This window comes from Actinomadura sp. 9N215 (assembly GCF_044326345.1).
GTDB lineage: Bacteria > Actinomycetota > Actinomycetes > Streptosporangiales > Streptosporangiaceae > Spirillospora.
This window is the reverse complement of record NZ_JBIRBA010000010.1, coordinates 1-22,224: the sequence shown is the minus strand read 5'-3', so window position 1 is coordinate 22,224 and position 22,224 is coordinate 1. Positions and strand designations below refer to the sequence as shown.

Sequence of the window (22,224 nt, the reverse complement as noted above, 5' to 3'; positions counted from 1 at the left end):
CGGGAACAACTGCCAGTGAGCGGGTGAAGGGGAAATGCGCGGGTTGTTGACGCTGACGATCGCCTTGCTGGCCGCCGGGCTCGTCATGGTCGGGCTGGGGCTGCGCGGCGCCGACGGTCCACCGCAGCCGCCCGCGTGGGCGGCGGTGCCCCGGGCCGCCGACCATCGCGGGCCGGTGCTTGATCGCTCGGCGCCCGTCCAGGTGGTCGTTCCCTCGATCGGGGTCCGGGCTCCGTTGTCCCGGCTGGGATTGGCCGCCGACGGTTCCGTCCAGGTGCCGCCGGCCGAGCGCCTGGACGAGGCAGGCTGGTACGACCACGGTCCCACCCCGGGAGAACGCGGCGCGGCCGTCATCCTCGGCCATGTCGACTCGGCGAAGGGCGCCGCCGTCTTCTACGAACTGGGACGGCTACGACCCGGACACCGCATCGAAGTGACCCGGAAGGACGGCAAGACCGCCGTCTTCACTGTCGAGTCCGTGGAACGCGTCCCCAAGGAGCGGTTCCCGACCGACCGCGTCTACGGCCCGCTCGACCACGCCGGGCTCCGGCTGGTCACCTGCGGCGGCTCGTTCGACCAGAACGACCGCAGCTACCGCGACAACATCATCGTCTACGCCGCCCAGACATCGGTCCGCCACACCGCTTCGCAGTGAACGCGTAGGAACTACAGGTCGTTGCCGGCGTAGGAGAGGTTGAAGCTCTTGTTCACCAGGGGGAAGCCGGGGACGATCGCGCCGGTCAGCGCGATGGGCAGGGCCGGCTAGTCGGCCGCGGCGTCGAGGTCGCCGACGAGCGTGTCCGGTGCACGCATGCGCCAGGCGTCGGTGACGAGCTCGTCCAGACGGTCGAGGTCCACTTTGTCCAGCCACAGCATGACCAGGGGCATCCCGTCGTAGGCGGGTGTGGTGAAGAAGAGTTCCGGCTCGCCGAGCAGCAACGCCTGCTTCTCCGCCTCGTCGCCGACGTACAGCACGGCGACGTCGGTCCGGATGACGCGCGGCTTACCCGGACTGCGCTCGGGATAGGACCAGACGAATCCTTTGCCGCCGACCCGGAAGTCGAACCCGTCGCTGTCGATCTCGACCACATGAGGCAGCGCAGACGCCAACCGGCGAACGTCCCCGGCGTCAGCCATCCTGATCGCCCCCAGACCTCGATCTCCGCACACCTGCAGGCTACCGACCACCACCACGACGGGACCGCCCCAACCGGGTGGTCAGAATCCGGCGGCCTGGCCGGCGCGGCGGGGGCCGGCGGACGCGTGCAGCGCGCCCGTGTCGTCGCACCAGGTCATGTGGAAGCTGCCCATCTGGTACTGGTACGGCGCCATCGGCCGGACCAGGATTCCCATGCGGGCGACCTCGGCGACGACCTCGGGCGGCAGCCGGCTTTCGACCGTCACCGAATAGTCGTCGGCGAGCGGCATCATGCGTGGTGCGTCGTCCGCCGCGTACGGGTCCAGGCCGCTTTCGAGGATGCTCGTCATGACCTGCGGCACCGTGATGTGGGGGGATGCCGGGTGTGCCGAGGGCGAGCCACGGCCGGCCGTCCCGTAGGAGCAGCGTGTTGCCGATGACCGAGCGGATCCGTCCGCCGCCGGTCAGCCAGCCGCCGAGCATGGCGGTGAGGCTGCTCGTCATGGTGCTGCCGGTTTCGGCCAGCGCCGTCCGGCTTGTGGCAGGTGCCCGTCGGGGGTGAAGTGGCGCCGCCCGGACGCGGTGTTCATGTACAGCTCGACGCTTTGGCATGGGAGGACCTGACCGTGGCGACAGCGCTGCGGCGTCTCCTACGGCTTGCGCGAGGCGACGCGTGACCAGGCGTCCAAGAGGCGGGCGGTGGAGCCGCCGATGGGTCCGACGGCGTCCGCGAGCGTGTCCGGAGGCGACGGCCGGGCGTCCTGGATAGCGGCGACGGCATCGGTGGCGTCGTCGATGGTGGAGGAGCACACGGCCAGCAGGTAGTCGGGGACGGTCAATGCCGGGTCGGTGCAGCCGACCAGCGGGGTGCCGACCGCGGCGATCAGCGGGAAAACGGTCCCGGGGATCCCGATGGCCGCCTCCGCCCGAGCGGAGGCTTGCAGGGACGGGACGTCGCTGATCTCGTACCGGTCCCACAGCGAGCGGTCCTCGCGCGGGTGAATGCCGACGAGGATGCGCTTGCCGGCGGCCTGGAGATTGGCGGCCGCGTCCAGCAGGAGTCGCGTGCCGGGTGCGGCACCGCCGGTCTCGTCGTCGTGGGTGACGCTGGTCAGCACGAGCACCAGGCCGGGCTCGGCGGCGCGGGCCGGCAGGGCGTCGGTCTGAGGCGAGCCGGTGACCATGATGCGCCGGTTGGTGCCCAGGTAGCCGCGAAACGAGCGCGCCTCGGCCGGCGACTGGGACGTGACGAGCCGCAGGCGGTTGCGGAGTCGCCGCGCACCCGGGGCCTGTCCAGGGCCGAGGTAGGCCAGCGAGCTGGCCGCGAGCGGGAGCGCGCGGAACCGGTTCGCGCACTCCAGCGGCCACTCGCCCGCTCCGGTGACGACGATGAGGTCGGCCTCCGGCGCCTCGTCCAGCGTCGCGATGGGAACGGTCTCGCCGGGCTGGATCTGGGAACGGTCCGGGACGAGCTGGGTAAGCCGCCAGCCCCGGCCGGTGGCCTCGGGCAGCAGGGGCCGGACGTGGTAGGTCCCCCACGGCTCATTGGTCGCGACCAGGACGCGCGGCCGCCGACGCGGGGGACGGGCGGCCCCGAGGACGCCGGGCAGGGCCAGGGCGCCGCCCGCGGCCAGCACCCCCCGCCGCGAAAGCGCCCCCCGGACCGACGCCTGCCGTACAGCAGAGTCAAGATCGTCTTCCATGCGGGCGACCCTAGGGGACCTGGGCAAACGTCCGATAGACGCCGTATGTCACCTCCCACCGTTCGAGGGGGCAGGCGGTTGATTCAGCGGGTGCCGCTGGTGGGTGGGGTGGGGTCGCGGGGGCTTACCAGGCCGCTCTGGTAGGCGAACACGACGAGCTGGGCGCGGTCGCGTGCGCCGAGCTTGGTCATCGCCCTGCTGACGTGGGTCTTGGCCGTGGTGGGGCTGAGCACCATGGTTTCGGCTATTTCGTCGTTGTTCAGTCCGTGGGCGACCAGGGCGACGACTTCACGTTCCCTGTTGGTCAGCGGCTCCATTCCCGCCGCGGCCAGCGCGTCCGGTGGGCGGGCGACGAACTCGCTGATCAGCCGGCGGGTGACCGCGGGGGAGAGCAGCGCGTCCCCGCGCTCGGCCACCCGCAGCGCCTGGAGCAGCTCGGCGGGGTGGGTGTCCTTGAGCAGGAAGCCGCTCGCGCCGGCCCGCAGCGCGCGGAAGATGTACTCGTCCAGCCCGTAGTTGGTGAGGATGACGACGCGGACGCCGGCCAGCCGCCGGTCGGCGACGATCCGCCGGGTCGCCTCGATGCCGTCGAGAACCGGCATCTGGATGTCGACCAGCGCGATGTCCGGGCGGTGCTCGGCGGCCAGTGCGATCGCCTGCTGACCGTCGGCGGCCTCGGCGACCACTTCGATGTCGTCCTCGGAGTCGAGCAGCGACCGGATCCCGCTGCGGATCAGCACCTGGTCGTCGGCCAGCAGGACACGGATCATGTTGCCGCCCGGATCGGCAGTTCGGCGCGTACCCGGAAGCCGCCGTCCTCGCGCGGCCCGGCGTCCAGGCGGCCGCCGAGCGCGGTGACCCGTTCGCGCATGCCGATCAGGCCGAGCCCTTGCCCCGCCGACGGGACGCTGCTCGCGCCGCCGTCGTTGTCCACCTGGACGATCAGCAGATTCGGGGCGTCGAGCGGAGCTCGTCCGTTGAATGGTGGTGGGTGGGGGCTGGAGGACGGGGCGTCGAGCGGAGCTCGTCCGTTGGATGGTGGTGGGTGGGGGCTGGATCCGTAGCGCACCTGAACCGTGGCGCTCGCCCCCGCTGCGTGCCGCGAGACGTTGGTGAGCGCCTCCTGCACGATGCGGTAGGCGGCCTGGTCGACGTCGCGCGTGAGCCGGCATCGCGCGCCGGTCACCGTCACGGTCACCTGCAACCCGGCCGTGCGCGCCCGTGCCACCAGGCTTTCCAGCTGGCCGAGGCCGCTGCTCTCGGCGTCCTCGTCGGCGCGCAGCACGCTGAGTGTGGCCCGCAGTTCCCTGGCGGCGTCCGCGCCGGCCTCCTGGATCGCCAGCAGCGCGGGCGGCACATCCTCACCGCGCTTGCCCGCCAGGTGCACCTCGACGCCGGCGTGCACCTGGATCACCGAGATGCTGTGCGTGAGCGAATCGTGCAGTTCCCGTGCGATGCGCAACCGCTCCTCGACGGCCCTGCGCCTGGCGGCCTCGTCCTTGGTTCGCTCCGCCTCTTCGGCGCGCTGCTCCACCTCGCGCAGGTGAAGGAGCCACATGCGGGCGGCGACGAGCATGACGCCCGCGGAGATGAGCCATCCGGCGCCGTAGAGCCTCCGCAAGCCGCGATCGGTACGCATTCTCCGAGGATACGGGCCGGTTCCGCAGGCGCGTCCTCCCGCCGGACCCATTGCCGCCTACTCCCGCCGTAGTACACGGGCGGACGGCCGACTCCTCGCTGAGCAGCAGAAACACACGCCCTGTGCCCGACGACCGAAGACCTGCGGGGTCGGCACCATCGTCCCCATGACACAGATATCGAGCAGCGAACGTCCCGCAGCAACGCTGGAGAACCTCGCGGGGGTGCTGAGGCCGGGGGACGACGGCTACCCCGAGTCCGCGGCGGTCTTGTTCGCCGACGGCACGCCCGACCTGGTGGTCCGTCCCAGCGACGCGGCCGGGGTCGCGGCGGCGCTGCGCTACGCGGCCGGCGCCGGGCTGGCCGTGACGGTGCGGTCCGGCGGACACAGCATGGCGGGGTTGAGCACGAGCACCCACGGAATGATCATCGACACGCGCCGGATCAATGGTGTGCGCCTGCTGGACCCGGCCTCCGGGCGCCCGGCGCGGCGGGTGCGCGTCGGCGCGGGCGCGACCTGGGGCGCGGTGGCCGCGGCGCTGAGCCCGCACGGGCTGGGGCTGACCGCCGGAGACACCAGGCAGGTCGGCGTGGGCGGGCTGACGCTGGGAGGCGGCATCGGCTGGATGGTGCGCCGGCACGGGCTGGCCATCGACAGCCTGGCTTCGGTCCAACTGGTCACCGCGGACGGCCGGCTGATCGGCGCGGACGCCGTCGAGCACGCCGACCTGTTCTGGGCGCTGCGCGGCGGCGGCGGCAACTTCGGCGTCGCGGTCGGCTTCGACTTCATCGCCCAGCCGATCACTTCCGTGCATTTCGGAACGATCGGCTACCAGGCCGGCGACCTGCCGGGACTCATCGCCGGCTGGCGCGACCTGATGCGGGCCGCCGACGAGAAGCTGACCACGACGCTCAGCCTCATGCCCGCGATGCCGGGACATCCCGCAGGCGTCACGCTGACGTGCTGCTACGCCGGTTCGGACGCCGACGAGGCGGAGCAGGCGCTGCGCCCGTTCCGAGCACTCGCCCCGATCACCACCGACGACATCAGGGCCATGCCCTACGCCGAAGTACTCGAAGACGCCGGGCCGCTGCCTCCCGGACTGCGCATGGAGGTGCGCAACACCTTCTTCAGCACGCTCGACGACGCGCGCGTCGCCGCCGTCGACGAACTGTTCACCGGCGGCGGAGCGGCGCTCTCGCTACGCAGCATGGGCGGCGCGGCCGCGCGCGTCAGCCCGAACGCGACCGCCTTCGCCCACCGGGACGCCGAAGTCATGGCGGCGGCCGCCTTCCTCGTCCCGGACGCCGCGCCGCCCGGGCTCCTGGATCAGGCGCTGCACCGATGGTCGCGAGTGAGCGCCCTGGGCTCGGGCGCCTACGTCGGATTCCTCGGCTCGGCCGAACCCGCGGACGTCGCGGCGGCCTACCCGCCCGACACCTACCGGCGCCTGGCCACGGTCAAACGCCGCTACGACCCCGGCAACGTGTTCCGGCGCACCCACAACGTCCTCCCTGCCTAAACCTGGGGCGCCCACGCCACCGCTGCGGCCTGCATGGCAGTGCACGATGCAGGTCTGCATCAGCGCCTGAGACCGGCTTCGGCGGGTGCGGGCAGCCGCTGCGGTGCGTCGGCGCGGTCACGATCAGCGTCCACGGCAGTGGCAGGGCACTCAGGGCGAGGATTCGCGACCACGGCAAACCCTGAGCCCGAAAGGACGAAAGCGCTCAGGCGGGCCGGCGACCAGGACGACGGGTGCGGTAGGCGCGCTGCTGGCAGGCGCGTGAGCAGTAGACGCGGGGACGGCCACGGGCATGCCGCGCGACGGTCTGGCCACAGCCCGGGCATCGCGGATGCGCATTTTCGTCACGCGTTCCGCCGGTGCCTGGCTTTTCGTCACGCCTCGGGGTGGCGGGAGACCGGACGGGTCCGGCGCGTGCGACGGCCGCGGCGTGGACGAGGTCGGTGTCGTGGACGCGTCCCCGGGGTGTGCGCGCGGCCAGTTCGCCGTCGAGAACCGGGCAGGCGGCCATGTCGTCGGCCTCGCAGCGCAGCAGGTGGCTCAGGAAGTTCCGGGCCGCGTCGGTCTGTTCGATCAGCTGTTCCAGGCGCGCGATGTGCCGGGCGATGGTCCGGCGCCAGGTGCGGCGGTCGGTGTCGCCCGAGGTGACGGCGGCGGCCTCGTCCAGGGGCATCAGGCCGGTCACGCAGCACAGGTAGATCAGCCCGATGCGGCGCAGGTCGGCGTCCCGGTAGAGGCGTTTGCCGCCCGCGCGGGCGGGCGGGTCCAGGAGGCCCTGGCCTTCCCACCATCGAAGTGTGGAGGGCGTCAGCCCGTACAGGGCCGCGGCTTCGCCGATGGTGACCGCGCGCTCGTCCATGATCCCCAGTTGACATCACGTCGACTTGAGCACGCAAGGTTTTAGGCAAGCCTAACCTTCCCGCCCGGGGGCGGACGGTCACCGTCCGGTGTGCCACGGCGGACGGGAGGCGATCCACCACCACGCTGAGGGGTTTCATGACGGCCACGGACATCACCCGGGAAGCCCGGCCCGATCCGCCGCGCCAGGACGGCGAAACGGGCGGCGCCGACGCTCCACCCCTGATCGGCGCCGACGCTCCGCCGCTGATCGGCATCGGTGCCGTGGCCCGCATGCTGCGTCCGGTACGGGGCCGGTTGATCGTCTCGGCGGTGCTCTCGGTGGTCGCCGCGGCGGCGGGGCTGGCGCCCTTCGTGGCGGCCGCGGAGATCGGGCGGGCGGCGCTCGCCGCGTCCGGCGCCCAGCCCGCCGCGCCGCCGGCCGCCACGGCGTGGGGCTGGGCCGCGGTGGGGGCGGCCGGTGCGCTCCTGCGGCTGATGCTGTCGGGGCTGGCCACCCATGTGGGGCACGAGGCCGACGCGGAGATGATCCATCACCTGCGGACGCGGATCACCGCCCGGCTGGGCGTGCTGCCGCTCGGATGGTTCCGTGCGTCCGGTTCGGGTCAGGTGAACAAGGCCATGACCGGCGATCTGGGGGCGATGCACGAGCTGTTCGCCCACGCGCTGGGAGGCGTGCTGGGGGCGGCCACCGCGGGGCTCGCCGGGTTCGGCTACCTGGTGTGGGTGGACTGGCGGATGGCGCTGGTCACCATCGCGGTCCCGCTGCTGGGGGTGCTCGGCCACCGCCTCGGGATGCGGGCCTCGCCCCCGCACATCGCCCGGCTGATCTCCGCCGAGGGCCGGATCACCGCCGCGAGCGTGGAGTACGTCGACGGGATCGGCGTGGTCAAGACGTTCGGCGGGACGACGGGCACGATGCTGGAGCGGTTCGACCAGGCCATGGCCGACCACGCCGACGCCTACCGCGCCTTCGTGGCCCAGAACCGGCGGGGCGCGGCCGTCAGCCACGTCCTCGGTTCGGAGGTGGCGATCCTGGCGGTCCTGACGGCCACCGGATCGGTGTTGGTGGCGGCGGGTGCGCTGACGGTCTCCGCCCTGCTGCCCTTCCTGATCGTCGGGATCGGGCTGCCGACCTCGATCGCTCCTGTGCTGCGGGGCGGCCATGGTCTGCGGATGGCGCGTATGGCGGCCGGTCACATCGACGCGCTGCTGAACCGGCCCCCGTTGCGCGAGCCCGAGCGCCCCCGCCGTGCCCGCGGACACCGGATCGAGTTCGATCGCGTGTCGTTCTCCTACGACGGAGTCACCCCCGCGCTCACCGACGTGAGCGCGGTGTGCGAGCCCGGCACGATCACCGCCCTGGTCGGCCCGTCGGGGGCCGGAAAGACCACGCTGGCCGGTCTGGTGCCGCGGTTCTACGACGTGACCGGCGGCGCGGTCCGCATCGGCGGCGCCGATGTGCGGGACCTGCCCTCCCGGACGTTGCTGGCGTCGATGTCGCTGGTGTTCCAGGACGTGACGCTGCTGCGCGACACCGTGGCCGGCAACATCCGCATCGGCCGCCCCGGCGCCAGCGACGAACAAGTGCGCGAGGCCGCCAGGGCGGCCCGGCTCCACCAAGTGATCGAACGGCTCCCCAACGGCTACGACACGGTGCTGGAAACCGGGCGGGACGGACTGTCAGGCGGTGAGCGGCAGCGGCTGTCCATCGCCCGCGCGATCGTCTCCGATGCCCCGATCGTCGTCCTGGACGAGGCCACCGCCGCCCTCGACCCCGACAGCGAGGCGGCGGTGCAGGACGCGCTGGCCGAGCTCGTCGCCGGCAAGACCGTGATCGTGATCGCGCACCGGCTGCACACCATCGCGTCCGCCGACCAGATCCTGGTCCTGGACGGCGGACGGCTCGCCGAGTGCGGCACCCATCACGAACTGCTGGCCCGCGGAGGGGTGTACGCCCGGATGTGGGCGGCTCAGCGCGAGGGAGACCGGTCGTGATCCGGAATGTGTACCGGCTGTGGCCCGATCCTCGACCGCTGCTACGGGTGTGGCTGCTCACCGCCGTCCTCGCGGTCGTCCAGGGAGCGTTGCTGGGTCTGCTTCTGCCCGTGCTCCGGGCGTTGCTGCGGCCTGAGCCCGACTTCGCCGCCGCGGCTCCCTGGCTGATCGCCGGCGGTTTCGGCGTGGTGGCGTACGCGGCATTGGCGGCGACCGCGTCCGCCGCCGGATTCACCGCCGCGATGGAACTGGCGATCCAGCTGCGCCGCCGGCTGATGCGGCACGTGACAACGCTGCCGCTGGGCTGGTTCACCGACGAGCACAAGGCGCGGTTCGTCCACACCGCCACCAATGTCGCCCACCATCTCGCCGAGCTGACCGTGACGGTCGCGGCGCCCGCCATCGGCTGCCTTCTGATGCCGCTCACCGTCGCCGCCGTGACCTTCCTGGTGGACTGGCGGCTGGCGCTACTGCTGCTGGCCACCTTCGTCCTGGCGCTGGTCGCGATGCGCCGCTCCAAGCGTGTGGTGGCCGCCGTGTCGGCCGACATGGAGATCGCCGGCAAGCAGGCCGCAGGCCGCGCCATCGAGTTCGGCCAGGCCCAGCCGGTACTGCGCGCCGCCGGCCTGGCCGCCACCGGCACCCCCCGCATGCGCGAGGCGTTCGACGACCACCGGCGGCAGTACCGGCGCGCCCTGCGCCGCATGCTGTTCCCCGACCTGTCCTACAACGCCGTGGTGCTGGCGGGGTACGCGGCGGTGCTGGCGGTGGTCGTGCAGTTGCTGCTGGACGGGTCCCTGGCGGTCGCCGACAGCGTCGCCCTGCTGGTCCTGGCCATCCGCTTCCTCGAACCCCTCGGCACGATGGTCGGCCTGGCCTCCGGACTCGGCGCGATGGACTACCTCGTGGACGAGGCCGAAGACGTCCTGCGCACACCGGCGCTCGCCCGCAGCCCGGACCCGGTGCGGCGCGTGGAGGACACCTCCGTCGAGTTCTCCGAGGTGACCTACACCTACGCCGGGGCCGGTGAGGCCGCCCTGTCGCGCGTGTCGTTCCGCTGCCCGCCCGGCAGCACCACGGCGCTGGTCGGACCGTCCGGGGCCGGCAAGAGCACCGTCATCCGGCTCATCGCCCGGTTCTTCGACACAGGCTCGGGAAGCGTGCGCGTGGGCGGTGTGGACGTCCGCCGCTACGACCCCGCCGCGCTGCTGGAGCAGATCGCCATCGTCTTCCAGGACGTCTACCTGTTCGACACCACCATCGAGGAGAACCTGCGCATCGCCCGTCCGGACGCCACCCGCCGGGAACTGACGGCGGCGGCCCGGGCGGCACGCCTGGACGAGGTCATCGAGCGCCTACCGGACGGCTGGGGGACCCGCGTCGGCGAGGGCGGCGCCCGGCTGTCGGGCGGCGAACGCCAGCGGGTGTCGATCGCCCGGGCCCTCCTCAAGCAGGCGCCCATCGTGCTCATGGACGAGGCCGCCTCCGCTCTGGATCCGGAGAACGAGGCGGCCGTCGGCGCCGCCATCGCCGCGCTCGCCCGCGACCCCGGCCGCACGGTGATCGTGATCGCCCACCGCCCGGCGACCCTGGCCACCGCCGACCAGGTCGTCGCCCTCGACGCGGGCCGGGTCGCCGAGACCGGGACCCCCGATGAGCTGCGCCGGGCCGGCGGCATCTTCGCCCACCTCTACGACGGGTACGAACGCGCCCGCGGCTGGCGCATCACCACGGTCGCGGCAGCCGAACAACCGCCGCACACACTCCCGCCGGTCCGGCACGGTACGGGCCCCGGTCCCCGATGACGGCGCTCGAACCCGTCCGAACCGGTGACCCGCCGGCGGGGAGCTCCCGCGCGAGGCGGTTGCTGGTCATCGGTTCGCTGTCGTTGGTGTCCAACATCGGGTTCTCGTTCTTCTTCCTCACCCTGGGCACGATCCTGCTCGGCAGAGGAGTCCCGATGGGCACGGTCGCCCTGGTCAACCTGCTCGGCGCCGTCTACTTCGCACGCTTCCTGGCCGCGCCCGTGGTGGACCGGTACGGACTGACCCGGTTCGGGCATTACCGCGGCTGGGTGATGATCACCCAGGTCGCGCTCATCGGCACGCTGGCGGCGATGTCGGCGGTGGACCCGTCCGCGGACCTGCCCGCGCTGCTGGGGCTGATGGGCCTGGTGCTGGCGCTCACGGTGCTGCACGACACCGGCCTCAACGGTCTGGTGGTGCGCCTGCTGCCCTCGGCCGACCGCGGCGTGGCCAGCGGAATCGCCACCGCTTCGGCCGGGGCGTCGATGCTGGCCGGCTCCAGCGGCGCCCTGCTCCTGTACGCGCGCGCCGGATGGACGGTGACCGTGCTCGCCCTGGCCGCTGTGTTCACCATCCCGCTGGCCGTGCTCGCCCGCTTCACCGAACCCCCCGTCCAGCCGGCCGAGGACGGGCGCGCACCGGGCAGGGAGCTGATCGACTTCTTCCGGCGTCCGCACCTGGCCGCCTGGGCCGTGATCGTGATCCCGGTCTTCGCGATCAGCGAGTGGCTGGCGACCTCGCCCCGCACGGCCATGCTGCTGTCGGCCGGTTGGCCGATGGACCGGATCGCGCTCGTCCAGTCACTGACCACGGCGGCTGGGGCGCTGGCCGCGCTCATTGCGGGCGTCGCCGTCACCCGCTACGGCCGGCCCTCAACCGCGCTGGCGATGGGGCTGCTGGGAATCGTGGCCGTGGCCGCCCTGTTCCCCGCGGCCGCCGGCAGCGCCGACCCGGTACCGACGACGGCGGCCCTGATGGCCGTCAACGCCGTCTACAGCGCCAAACTCACCTGGATCTCCACCGTCTCCATGGACCTGGCCCGTCCGTCCTCGGCCGCCACCGACTACAGCGTGCCGATGTCGGTCGAGGGGGTCTTCGTGACCCTGGTCAACTCCGCCGGGCTCGCTCTCGCCGCCCAGGCGGGCTTCCCGTGGCTCATCGGCATCGCGGTCGTCCTCGGCCTGGTCGGCACGGCCGTCGGCCCTGCCTGGAGCCGCAGACGAGCCGACCGCGCCGCCACCTGATCGTCCCGCACCCTCCCCACTCACCGCTTGGAGAGACGCGCCATGCCCATGACAGCCGAATCCGCCACCCGACCGCCCCGGGGCCGTAGCAGTGCGGGCCTCGTGCTCACCGTGTACCTGGTCGCCTTCATCGCCCTGCTCGACGTCAACATCGTGATCATCGCGCTGCCGTCGATGCAGACCGCCCTCGGCGCGTCCAACGGCACCCTGCTCTGGGTCGTCACCTCCTACACCCTGTGCCTGTCCGCCCTCGCCCTGTCGGCGGGCGCGCTCGGCGACCGGTACGGCCGCAAACGCGCGTTCCTGACCGGAGTCGCGCTTTTCACCCTCGGCTCGGCCGTCTGCGCCGCTTCCCTGACACCGGCCTTGCTGATCGCGGGCCGCTTTCTGCAGGGCGCCGGTGCGGCGATCGCACTGCCCGGATCGCTGTCACTGATCGCGCAGGCGTTCCCCGACCCCGCGCGGCGGGCCAGGGTGATCGGCGGCTGGAGCACCGTCGGCGGCGCCTCCAGCCTGGCCGGACCGGTCATCGGCGGGATCCTGGTCGAGACGTTCGGCTGGCCGTCGATCTTCCTGATCAACCTCCCGCTCGGCGTCCTCGCGCTCCTCACCGGATGGCGATGCATACCCGAGTCGGCGGACCCCCGGCACGCCGCTCTCGACCCGGCCGGACAGATCCTGGGCGTCCTGTGGCTCGGCGCACTGTCCTACGGGCTGATCAACGCCGGTGAGCACGGCTGGGACACGCCCGCGACGATCACTGCCCTAGGTGTCGCCGCCGGCGGGCTCGTGGCTTTTCTGACCGTCGAACTGCGCGGCACCCACCCGATGCTCCCGATCCGGCTGTTCACCGACCTCCGGTTCGTCAGCCCGAACCTGGCCGCGTTCGCGGTGGGCTTCTGCGTGTTCTCGCTGAGCGTGTTCCTGCCGACCTATCTGCAGCAGGCCCAGCACCGCTCCGCCGCCGAGGTCGGCGTCCTGATGCTCGCGCCGGCGCTGGTCCCCGTCCTCGTCCCGCCGCTGGCCGGACGCTGGATCGCCAAGGCCGGGCCACGCGTCCCCCTGGCCACCGGCTTCGTGCTCGTCGCGGCCGGAACATTCACACTCCCGGCCGTTCAGCCCGACACCGGATATCTCCTCATCGCCGCGGTGCTGGCGCTGATGGGCGCCGGCTACGGCATGACCATGCCGGCGTCCAACTCCGCCGTGATGGCCGCCGTCCGGCCGCAGCACACCGGCATCGCCGCAGCCACCATCAACGCGACCCGGCAGACCGGCACCTCCCTGGGCATCGCGCTCCTGGGCGCCCTGCTGGCCGCCCAGGCCGCCCATCCCGGTGCCCGCTCCGCCGAACAAGCCCACACCGACGGGCTCCACCTGGTCGGCGGCGTCGCCGGAATCGTCGCCTTGGCGACCGCGCTGTTCACGGCCGCCGCCATGCGTCCCGCCGGCACATCGCCGACGACCAGCACGACACCACACCGGCGTTGAACGCTCGCGCACGCCGGGTGGGGCTAGCCCCAACGGGGATCTTGGCGCTGCCGGTAGTGTCCGCCGTCCCGCTCTCACTCGATCATGGTCGCTTGACCTGACCGGCCATGCGGGCGAGGGAGACTCCATGTTGATCACATCACGGCGCCGCACGGCGACGGTGTTCGTCGCGCTCGTGGCCGTGCTCCCGGCACTGGCCGTCCAACATTCCGCGCGTGCCGCCGTCGATCCGGTCGTGCGGGCGATCGAGTCGAACGCCCATCCGCTGCGTTCCACCGAGCCCACCGGCGGTCAGGACGATCTGCGGCCGCTGGGCGCGATGGTGAACGGCGCCACTGTCGTCGGTTTGGGGGAGGCCACGCACAACTCACGAGAGTTCTTCACCATGAAACACCGGGTCTTCGGCTACCTGGTGCGGGAGAAGGGCTTCCGGGCGTTCAGCCAGGAGGTGCACGTCGCCGCCGGTCTGCGGATCAACGACTACGTCCTGCACGGCAAGGGCGACATCCGGCAGATCATGGACGAGGAGTTCCAAGGCAGTACCGGCCTGTGGAACACCTGCGAATACCTCGACCTCTTCCGCTGGATGCGCGCGTACAACACGCGGCACGGCGCCCGGCTGCACTACGTCGGCAACGACGTCGACTACCCCGGCGACGAACTCTTCGCGCGGGTGGACGACTACGCACGGCGTCACGACCCCACGCTGCTCCCACAGTTGGCCGGGCTCTACCGAGGGCTACGGCCGACCACCGACATGGACACCTGGATGCAGAAGTACCCCCAACAGCCGTTGACCGAGCGCCGCGCCTTGGCCGAACGCGCCGCGCGCGCTGTGGAACTGCTGCGCCGTCGAGGCGCCGACCCGACGACCCTTCAGTACGCGACCTTCATCTCCCAGGTCGCGACGATGTACTCCCATGATTTCAATGACCAGGCCGAGATCCTCAAGGCGGTGCAGTACCGCGAGCAGGCGATGGCCGACAACACCGTCTGGTGGAGCCGCCGCACCGGCCGGACGCTGCTGTCGGCACACAACGGTCACGTCGCGTACGGCAACTCACGTCCGCAGTACCCGTACCGGATCCAGGGCGACCTCATCCGCCAGCAGATCGGCCGCGGTTACGTCAACGTCGGGTTCACCTTCTACCGCGGCGCGTTCAACGCCTCCCCACCCGGCGGCGGCCCCCTCCGCCAGGTCACCGTGGGCCCCGCCGAGCCGGGCGGCAACGAACACACCCTCGACAAGGTCCGCTACCGCGACTTCATCTTCGACACCCGCACCGCCCCTGCCCCGGCCCGCAGCTGGCTCAGCCAGGCACGCCCCACGCGGGACATCGGCGCCGAGTATCCCGACGAGCACCAGCCGATCGTCGCCCTCGGCACCTTCTACGACATCATCATCCACCTACACCGAATACACGCAGCCGACCTCCTGTAAGAATCGCCTCACCCCAACGGCCCGCACCACCAACGCCTCCGTCGCGCAAACCGTACGGAACACCGTCTTAATTGCGGCCACACCCTGGCATCGACGAAACATCCGCTCATGCCGCTGAGCGATCGCACTGATGACAGGACATCGGGGCGGGCGTTCGCTGCCTGCCCAATTGAGCACTAGGCGGCGCGTGTGCCGATGGTGGCGCATGCGGGGTGGCTCGGCGGCAGGACCCCGTGGTAGCGATGGCGGGCATGAGCGAGACGCCCATCCCCTACGCCCGCCACCACGACGGTCCCACGCGGGTCCTGCATCTCCACATGCGCCGCGGGGTCGTTGCCAAGGCCGGCGTCACCGTCGGTATCGACGGTGCCCACTACCACCAGCGGTGGGGGAGGGCGGCCTTCGAGATCCCGGCGGACAAGCCAGTGCACGTCGCCGTGTCGCAGGGAGGAGGTCAGATTGGCGTCGCCACCACGGTTCTGACCCCTGAGCAGCCAGCTGAGCTGGAGTACCGTGGCCCTGCGTCCCTCTACCTCGCAGGCACTATCGGAGCTCCCGGCACGGTGAAGCAGCGGGGCTGCCTGCTCCAACTCGCGATCGTCGCTTTTGTCCCCCTCACGGCGCTATTTGGGACCATATCTGAGGGGACAGACCCTGTTCACGGCGGTCACGGCGAGTTCCTTGGGCATGTCCCCGAGCGACAGGGCGAAGGTGCCGAGTTCTCCCTTGTACCGAGTGCTCAGGTTGCCACCGAAGGAGCGCGCGAGGTCATTGTGCTGCTGGCGCAGTTGAGGGCGTGCTCGGCACTTGTGTCCTCTTCTCCAGCAGGACGGAGGAGACGCTCTAGAGCATCGACGACCCGGCGGCCGACGGCGTCCATGTGAGGAGAGGGCGGTTGCATAGTCGATTGGATGCCCACTAGATCCGATGTGAACACGGCGTTCCCCCAATGCTCCCAGGGACTGGCTCGGCTGGCGAAACTAACCACCGTGTGAGGAGCCCCGCCGAGCGATTTCGCCATGCGTGCCTCAGGAGTGCGTCCGCCCAGCCAGAACGCGAGAAGACGATTCGGGATCGACCGTGATTCGCCGGTTCCACCCGGACTCCTTCGAGCTGCGCCGCTGCGGTCAGCGCGCGTGTCCCGTCGAATGGCCTCTCACCGGGTGTTTCGCGCATCGAGGCCAGATGCTCGGCCTTATCAAGGACGATCTGCAGAGGCTGCCCGCGGAACGTGGCCGCCGAGATCAGGACGTCCATGACGTCCTGATCTGTCACGCGCCGGAGGAATCCGCCCGCTTCCAGGTCTGCCTGGTGATCGAGGCGCACGCGAACGTCGTGCGCACGCTCCCTCGTCAGGTCGCCGGCCGGGCTCTCGTGGAGAGTGAGCGCCTCGGCGACGTCCACGGCGTCCTGTGGACACGACCACGGTGGGAGTAATCGGGTGAGGAATCCGTCGGGGAGGCTGCGCAGGAGGGCCCGTGGATCGTTGGCCCCAGCCTCGATCCTCATGGTGAAGACCTGCCTGGGGTCCGGCGGCAGGCACTGGACCAGGTACCCGGCGGCCGCCGTCGTCATCCGGTCGGTGAGCTGCACTCCGGAGGGAATGACGATTACCAGAGTGGCGTGAGCTTCTCGCAGCCGTTCCGTCAGGCTCAACAGCGACGCGGGACATTCCAGAAAGCGGGTGGCCGTGACTCGCAGGAGATAGCCGCCGTTACGGTCGGGGGACCAGTCCTGGAAATCGAACCCGGCTGGGAGACGGACCGGTGTGGTGCCCGGTGTACAGATCTCCGCCAGCAGGTGAACTGCCGTGGTTTCGATGCCGTTGGCACCCGTGAGGACGACGAGACCGCGCCTTGCCTTCCTGCGGGCCTGGCGCATGCCCCCTGGCATGACGAAACCGGCATCGGGCCTTCGTTCAGCGCGGCGGCTGGCCGGGACGCCGCGGTCGCGTACGACGATCGTGGATGGATCTCGTGGACATTCGTGCATGCCTAACCCCAGGCGTGTACGGCTGGACGGGGCCAGCGGTGAATGAGAGCTCGTAGGCCTAGAGCCGTCAGGCCTTGGCGTGATCCCTGCGCTCGGTCTGCGCCAGCGACGGAACCGGCACGTGGAGATAACCGGTGTGCTCGAAGGTCTTCACGCGGACCTGGCAGGGGGTGAACTGGGCCGGGTGGAGTTTCGTTCGGCCGCCGGCGACATAGTGCGTGAAGACCTCAGCCGACAGCAGGAGCGCGACGAACGTGACGTCTGGGTGGCTCCGGGTCAGCGCGTCACGCAGAGCGGGACTGTCCACCAGACGGCTGACTTTGATCTTGGGTGCGGAGGCGGTGTGGACGTCGTCCACCAGTCCAGCGTCGACGGCCACTCTGAGCCGGATCCGGGCTCGCCGGGCGCGCAGATCCGGGTCCAGGTCGCGAAGGATCCGCTGAAGCTGAGCGGGAAAGGCGTCGATGAGCTGGGGGAGCGCTTGGTGGGACATGACCGCGAGGGCGCCGTCGCCGCCCCTCTCCCGCGTCGCCGACGCCCAGAGACCGGTGAGGCTGGAGAGCGCGAACGCGGTCTCGACCGCCTGCTCCAGGGTCCCCTGGACGGAGCGGTATTGGGCTTCGGAGTGCGCGCTGAACCGCTCAATGTCATAAGTGACGAAAGCGCAGTATGTCTCCATTTCTACCTCCGTGAGGTCGGGAGCGAGCAGTTCCACTGTGAGACGGGCCGGGGAGCCGCGGTACCGGAAATCCGGTACCGCGCCGAATTCACTCAAACGAGTTTGCGGAGCGCTCCTGGATTCATGATTGTTACGCCCCTGGGCGCCGTCGTGATCAACCCGTTCTTGCGCAGCTCGCCCAGCGCGGCGGAGACGACGCTGAGGTCTCTGCCGATCGCCTGGCTAAGTTCGCGCTGTGTGAGGCTGAGGATTGGTCGGCCGCTCGGTCCGGCGAACGACAGCCGCAGCAGCGCGTGGATGAGCTGTGCTCGGGCGGGGAGGGTCGCCTGCTCAATCCGCCACTGCTCCGCCTCGACGAACCGGGACATTGTCTGCTGGGTCACCTCCGTCTCCAGCCGGTGCTCGGTCAAGAGCCTGCGGAACCGAGCGGCGCTGAGCACCGTGGTCGTGCAGGGGGACATCGCGGTGACGGTGGCCGTGCGCGGCTCTCCGGTCATGACGCCCAGCGCACCGAGGGTTTCGAGCGGTCCTCTCACTGCCGCCAGAAGGATCGCCCCTTCCGAGCTGATGATCTCCACCTTGACCCTGCCGTGGCGCAGGAGCACGACCTGGGCGGACTCATCACCCTGCCGAAGAACGGTCGTGTCTCTGGCGACCTTCCGTTCTGTTCCTGCTCGGGTGATCAATTTCGCCAGCATCGCCGATGTCTGCATGTAATCATTCTTGCCGCACGGGAAGGCAGAAAACGATTGCTCGGTGCGAAAAAAAATAGGGCCGTGACGGTACGTGATTGGCTCTTGCTGGAGGTCGGTGGTTTGATATGGGGGCCCTGGATTGGATATATATCGGCCTATTTAACTTTCCATTCTCGGGGTCTGACTTGTCGCTAATAATGCTGATGCTGCACCGCTGGCTGTGAGGTCGGTGACCAGTTCGGTGGCGAGCCGGGTGCCCCAGCCCCGCCTCTGGTGCGCGATGGCTCCGTGCAACTTGCTGACGAGCCTCGCAGGCCTGCGGAAAGTCAGTTGAGTCGTCCTCGGTGAACACCGAGGTGATTTCCTCGCCGCCAGCAGTGGTTGCTTGATCGTGCTGTGTATGCCGACTCGTGCGGCCTAAGCGTTGTCCATGTGGCTACATGGCCTCAGAAATCTGCCTTTCGCTGGCGTTCCTGCTCGATCCAGCACTTGCCCTCTGCTGCGATTCCCTCCATGACATGCAGCGTGTGACCAAGGCCGGCGGCGTCCAGCGTCGTCTCTGAAACTGTTGCGAGGGTCTCGTCCACCTGCAGTTCTTCCATCGCGGCAGCTAACATCTCGGCTTTGACGAGCTCTCCGTTGACGAGGGCGAGTTCAAAGCTGTGGTCGCCGTCGTCGGCTTGGCGTACCCGGACGGCTGCCACGGCCTCGTAGCGGTAGTTGGTGCGGGCTCGGTCATGGAAGGTACCCCGCTCGAAGTCGAGGTCGGCGCTGAGCTGACGTACCCCGTCCTTGGTGAGGAGGAATAGGAGCAGGCGATAGCGCGTATAGCGCCAGGGTCCTTTGTGAACCCGTGCGCGCTTGGTGGGGGATCCGGCGGTTTCGATGAAGGCATGCGCGATCATGTCGCTCATGGTCAAGCCGTAGTGGTGCAGGGCTTCGTCCAGCAAGACTTTTCGGTCGTGGTCCAGCCAGGCGGCCATGTCCGGGTCGGTCGGCTTGTCAGCGAGTTTGAGCTTCCAGCGTCGAAAAGCCGCTTCGCAACCCTTTTGGATCCTGGTTGCCTCGGCTTTGTCGGCTGCGTATCGCTGGTGCTCCACGAAGATCTGCAGCCAAGCACGGCTGGCCAGCGCCCCCGCGAGGAGTGCCAAGAACGTGGAGGTGATCGTGCTTGCAGGTGCGGTCGGTGCTGCGCGCCCCACCGTCCAGATCGTCCCAGAGGTGAGGACGGCGAGGCCGAGCAGGGTCACCACCTTGATGGCCAGCGGGGGTGAAAGTTCCTGCTGGTAGTTCCACAGTGTGCCGTTCTCCCACTGCCGCCGGACCTCACTCACCCGGTAGCGGATCAGCCAGGCGATCTTTTCCACTCCGGTGCGCTGCTCCCGGTAGACATCGACGATCTCATCACGGACGCTTCTGCGGATCCCCGCTGTGCCGGCCAGCCAAGCGGAGCGGCTCGTGTTGTGTGGCAGGTACGTAGCGAAGTAGTGATCGAAGTGCTGGTCCACCTTGCCGGCGAAGCCGGTGGACTTCGCACGGGATGCATGCTCTCGAGGTCGTCTGTACTCCTTGTCCTTTGCTCGGCGCCTCTCGGTCAGGAAGTGCCATTCAGCACCCGCGCGTGCAGCACAGGACCCACCGCCGATACTCAACAGGTAAACGAGCAGCGCGGTTGACGACATGCCGCGCGAGCCGATCCGGCTCGACGACCAAGCCCACGAGGAATCCCGCGATGGAAACGCGTGCGCACCAAGCGCACGGTCCCGCTCCCGGACCTGTGCATCACGGCTCTGTGCGAGCACCAGGTCCGTCAGGACGACGAGCGGGCGGACGCCTGGCCGCACTGGCAGGACTACGGGCTCGTCTTCCCGTCCCGGCTCGGCACACCCATGGAGCCGGACAACCTTCGCCGTAGCTGGGGCCGGATCCGGGAAGCCGCGGGGCTGAAGTCGATGCGGTTCCACGACATGCGGCACTCGTGCGTCTCGCTGCTCCTGGCCCTCGGCGTTCCGCCGCACATCGTCCGGGACGTCGTCGGGCACAGCGACATCGAGGTGACCATGACGATTTACGCTCACGCGGCCCTCGACGAAAAGCGGGCGGCGCTCGGGAAGCTGGGGGATGTGCTCGGCTGAGGCCGTTGCTGTCACCGTTGCTGTCAAAAGGCCCGGAACCGAGAATGGTTCCGGGCCTTTTCGCTGGTCAGAGAGTGGGCAGGGGCGGGGTCGAACCGCCGACCTTCCGCTTTTCAGAAGTAACAACCACCCTGAGGCCACCCAGTCGGCCGAGGTCAGACGGTGCCAGACGTGCGCCCGTGGTGCCGGTTGGTTGCCGTCGTTGCCGTCAGGGTTGCCGTCAGCCCCGGCGGCGCTGACCTGCTAGTCCTCGACGTCGTCCTCTGCCTGGGCGAGCAGCTCGTCAACGTCCAAACCCGCGTGCTGGGCGAGCGCCTTTACGAGCGTGAGCGTCTGACTGCCGGTGTCCACGAGCGCGGCCATGTCCTCATCGTGCCGACCAACGCGCGCCTCGACGGCCCGAAGCCGCATCTCGATCTCGCTGAGCGATGCCGCCACTGCTCATCTCTCCTTCTCCCCATCGGACACCACGCTCATCGTACGTCCCTGACGGCTCTAGGACCGGACGGTTGCGACAGCCTAGACCCGTCGGTGCCTCTGCCCGCGCGCATGCCGCACGTTGCCACCGGCCCGGGGTGCTCGTTCGCGCGAACGGCGCGCACAGTGTGACAGACCGTTTCGCGCGAACGAGTGCCTCGGCTCGCGGGGGTCCAGGGGGCGGCGCAGCCCCCTGGTTCGAGCTCGCTCAACCCATCTGTTGACAGCAAGATCAGACATGTTCAGGCATGTCCCCGCACGTCTCCTGACCAGCGCGGCAGCCTCCGGCATGTCCACTCCCGTCCAAGATCATCTGACCCCGTGAGCAGCGCAGTTAGCACCCACACCGGTCCCGGAGGGTGCGCCCGCGCGAACGCGAGACAGTGTGACAGATAGTCCCGCGCGGGTGTGCCCTCCGGCCCGCGGGGGGAGAGGAGCCGCGAGGCCCCCGCTTCACACTCGCTCCACCGCCTAGTCATCGTACGGTCCACTTTCGGCTAGCTGGCTGGCGCTCTGTGCAGGAACTCAGCGAACTCTTGCAGGGACTGGGTCGTGGGATGCTCCGCTCCCAGTGCATTTGTTGCGCACCGTTTAGCCCGCGTGATCGCCGAGATCGCTTCGGCTGTCTGCCCCAGGTCGCTGTAGGTGGCGGCGAGGTTCCCCAGCCTGGTGGCGACGGTGGGGTGGTGGGGACCGTAGGCGGCCTCGGTAATCGCCAATGCTCGCTCTTCCAGCGGTTTGGCCTGATCGGGCTGGCCCAGGTCGCGGTAGGTGGTGGCGAGGTTCCCCAGAATGGTGGCGGCGGTGGGGTGGTGGGGACCGTAGGCGGCCTCGGTAATCGCCAATGCTCGCTCTTCCAGCGGTTTGGCCTGATCGGGCTGGCCCAGGTCGCGGTAGGTGCTGGCGAGGTTCCCCAGCCTGGTGGCGACGTCGGGGTGGTGGGGACCGTAGGCGGCCTCGGTAATCGCCAATGCTCGGTCGAGCCGTGGCTTGGCCTCACCGGGCTGGCCCAGAGCGCTGTAGATGGCGGCGAGGTTCCCCAGCCTGGTGGCGACGTCGGGGTGGTCGGGACCGTAGGCGGCCTCGGCAATCGCCAACGCTCGCTCTTCCAGCGGTTTGGCCTCATCGGGCTGGCCCAAAACACGGTAAGTGCCGGCGAGGTTCCCCAGCCAGATGGCGACGTCGGGGTGGTGGGGACCGTAGGCGGCCTCGGTAATCGCCAACGCTCGCTCTTCCAGCGGTTTGGCCTGATCGGGCTGGCCCAGGTCGCGGTAGGTGGTGGCGAGGTTCCCCAGTCTGGTGGCGACGGTGGGGTGGTGGGGACCGTAGGCGGCCTCGGTAATCGCCAACGCTTGCTCTTCCAGCGGTTTGGCCTGATCGGGCTGGCCCAGGTCGCGGTAGGTGGTG

22 protein-coding genes are annotated in these 22,224 nt (G+C 70.0%); 10 read left to right on the top strand and 12 right to left on the bottom strand.

Annotation, left to right across the window (positions count from 1 at the left end):
• The first annotated feature begins 34 nt into the window (after window positions 1-34).
• Window positions 35-655, top strand: coding sequence for a class F sortase (locus ACH34T_RS18115; RefSeq protein ID WP_395993314.1), 621 nt, complete (start codon window positions 35-37; stop codon window positions 653-655).
• A gap of 107 nt (window positions 656-762) precedes the next feature.
• On the opposite strand, the gene ACH34T_RS18110 is transcribed toward ACH34T_RS18115, so the two are convergent.
• On the bottom strand, window positions 763-1,089 hold the full coding sequence (locus ACH34T_RS18110; RefSeq protein ID WP_395993313.1) for an MmcQ/YjbR family DNA-binding protein: 327 nt from the start codon (window positions 1,087-1,089) through the stop codon (window positions 763-765).
• A gap of 129 nt (window positions 1,090-1,218) precedes the next feature.
• Complete coding sequence (locus tag ACH34T_RS18105; protein ID WP_395993312.1) at window positions 1,219-1,488, bottom strand: hypothetical protein; 270 nt, start codon at window positions 1,486-1,488, stop codon at window positions 1,219-1,221.
• Between the two features lie 86 nt (window positions 1,489-1,574).
• Between ACH34T_RS18105 and ACH34T_RS18100 the strand changes: the two genes are divergently transcribed.
• Window positions 1,575-1,700 (top strand): hypothetical protein, encoded by a 126-nt coding sequence (locus ACH34T_RS18100; protein ID WP_395993311.1) that lies wholly within the window; start codon window positions 1,575-1,577, stop codon window positions 1,698-1,700.
• A gap of 88 nt (window positions 1,701-1,788) precedes the next feature.
• On the opposite strand, the gene ACH34T_RS18095 is transcribed toward ACH34T_RS18100, so the two are convergent.
• The 3 genes from ACH34T_RS18095 to ACH34T_RS18085 form a co-directional block, all read right to left on the bottom strand.
• On the bottom strand, window positions 1,789-2,841 hold the full coding sequence (locus tag ACH34T_RS18095) for a hypothetical protein (protein WP_395993310.1): 1,053 nt from the start codon (window positions 2,839-2,841) through the stop codon (window positions 1,789-1,791).
• A gap of 83 nt (window positions 2,842-2,924) precedes the next feature.
• Window positions 2,925-3,611, bottom strand: a complete 687-nt coding sequence (locus ACH34T_RS18090) for a response regulator (RefSeq protein WP_395993309.1) — start codon at window positions 3,609-3,611, stop codon at window positions 2,925-2,927.
• A complete protein-coding gene (locus ACH34T_RS18085; RefSeq protein WP_395993308.1) occupies window positions 3,608-4,480 on the bottom strand; it encodes a sensor histidine kinase in 873 nt (290 codons plus the stop codon). Before ACH34T_RS18085 ends, ACH34T_RS18090 begins: the two co-directional genes overlap by 4 nt.
• A 166-nt stretch (window positions 4,481-4,646) precedes the next feature.
• On the opposite strand from ACH34T_RS18085, the gene ACH34T_RS18080 reads away from it, so the two are divergent.
• The gene (locus ACH34T_RS18080) at window positions 4,647-6,002 is read left to right on the top strand and encodes an FAD-binding oxidoreductase (RefSeq protein ID WP_395993307.1); all 1,356 of its coding nucleotides are present in this window, start codon (window positions 4,647-4,649) and stop codon (window positions 6,000-6,002) included.
• Between the two features lie 205 nt (window positions 6,003-6,207).
• Here the strand turns inward: ACH34T_RS18080 and ACH34T_RS18075 are convergent, their stop codons facing one another.
• On the bottom strand, window positions 6,208-6,861 hold the full coding sequence (locus ACH34T_RS18075; protein ID WP_395993306.1) for a MerR family transcriptional regulator: 654 nt from the start codon (window positions 6,859-6,861) through the stop codon (window positions 6,208-6,210).
• A 137-nt stretch (window positions 6,862-6,998) separates the two neighbouring features.
• On the opposite strand from ACH34T_RS18075, the gene ACH34T_RS18070 reads away from it, so the two are divergent.
• The 6 genes from ACH34T_RS18070 to ACH34T_RS18045 all read left to right on the top strand — a co-directional run bounded on the left by ACH34T_RS18070 (window position 6,999) and on the right by ACH34T_RS18045 (window position 15,723).
• Window positions 6,999-8,858, top strand: a complete 1,860-nt coding sequence (locus tag ACH34T_RS18070; protein WP_395993305.1) for an ABC transporter ATP-binding protein — start codon at window positions 6,999-7,001, stop codon at window positions 8,856-8,858.
• Window positions 8,855-10,663 (top strand): ABC transporter ATP-binding protein, encoded by a 1,809-nt coding sequence (locus ACH34T_RS18065; protein ID WP_395993304.1) that lies wholly within the window; start codon window positions 8,855-8,857, stop codon window positions 10,661-10,663. Before ACH34T_RS18070 ends, ACH34T_RS18065 begins: the two co-directional genes overlap by 4 nt.
• Window positions 10,664-10,749: 86 nt before the next feature.
• Window positions 10,750-11,907 carry an MFS transporter gene (locus ACH34T_RS18060; RefSeq protein ID WP_395993303.1) on the top strand — a complete coding sequence of 386 codons (1,158 nt, stop codon included), beginning with the start codon at window positions 10,750-10,752 and terminating at the stop codon, window positions 11,905-11,907.
• Window positions 11,908-12,009: 102 nt separating this feature from the next.
• Entirely contained in the window at window positions 12,010-13,398 is a 1,389-nt protein-coding gene (locus tag ACH34T_RS18055) for an MFS transporter (RefSeq protein WP_395993302.1), read from the top strand.
• Window positions 13,399-13,525: 127 nt separating this feature from the next.
• On the top strand, window positions 13,526-14,839 hold the full coding sequence (locus tag ACH34T_RS18050) for an erythromycin esterase family protein (RefSeq protein ID WP_395993301.1): 1,314 nt from the start codon (window positions 13,526-13,528) through the stop codon (window positions 14,837-14,839).
• A 251-nt stretch (window positions 14,840-15,090) separates the two neighbouring features.
• Window positions 15,091-15,723 carry a hypothetical protein gene (locus tag ACH34T_RS18045; protein WP_395993300.1) on the top strand — a complete coding sequence of 211 codons (633 nt, stop codon included), beginning with the start codon at window positions 15,091-15,093 and terminating at the stop codon, window positions 15,721-15,723.
• A 34-nt stretch (window positions 15,724-15,757) separates the two neighbouring features.
• Here ACH34T_RS18045 and ACH34T_RS18040 read toward each other — a convergent pair whose 3' ends face one another.
• From ACH34T_RS18040 to ACH34T_RS18025, 4 genes are all read right to left on the bottom strand, one after another.
• Window positions 15,758-16,720, bottom strand: a complete 963-nt coding sequence (locus ACH34T_RS18040; protein WP_395993299.1) for a hypothetical protein — start codon at window positions 16,718-16,720, stop codon at window positions 15,758-15,760.
• Between the two features lie 178 nt (window positions 16,721-16,898).
• Entirely contained in the window at window positions 16,899-17,510 is a 612-nt protein-coding gene (locus ACH34T_RS18035; RefSeq protein ID WP_395993298.1) for a hypothetical protein, read from the bottom strand.
• A gap of 92 nt (window positions 17,511-17,602) precedes the next feature.
• Complete coding sequence (locus ACH34T_RS18030) at window positions 17,603-18,223, bottom strand: Crp/Fnr family transcriptional regulator (RefSeq protein WP_395993297.1); 621 nt, start codon at window positions 18,221-18,223, stop codon at window positions 17,603-17,605.
• Between the two features lie 428 nt (window positions 18,224-18,651).
• Window positions 18,652-19,887 (bottom strand): hypothetical protein, encoded by a 1,236-nt coding sequence (locus ACH34T_RS18025; protein WP_395993296.1) that lies wholly within the window; start codon window positions 19,885-19,887, stop codon window positions 18,652-18,654.
• Between the two features lie 60 nt (window positions 19,888-19,947).
• On the opposite strand from ACH34T_RS18025, the gene ACH34T_RS18020 reads away from it, so the two are divergent.
• Entirely contained in the window at window positions 19,948-20,340 is a 393-nt protein-coding gene (locus ACH34T_RS18020; RefSeq protein ID WP_395993295.1) for a tyrosine-type recombinase/integrase, read from the top strand.
• Between the two features lie 243 nt (window positions 20,341-20,583).
• On the opposite strand, the gene ACH34T_RS18015 is transcribed toward ACH34T_RS18020, so the two are convergent.
• Both ACH34T_RS18015 and ACH34T_RS18010 read right to left on the bottom strand, forming a co-directional pair.
• Window positions 20,584-20,778, bottom strand: a complete 195-nt coding sequence (locus ACH34T_RS18015) for a hypothetical protein (protein ID WP_395993294.1) — start codon at window positions 20,776-20,778, stop codon at window positions 20,584-20,586.
• Window positions 20,779-21,314: 536 nt separating this feature from the next.
• Window positions 21,315-22,224 (bottom strand): tetratricopeptide repeat protein (locus ACH34T_RS18010; protein WP_395993293.1); only part of this gene is annotated, 910 nt, incomplete at its 5' end.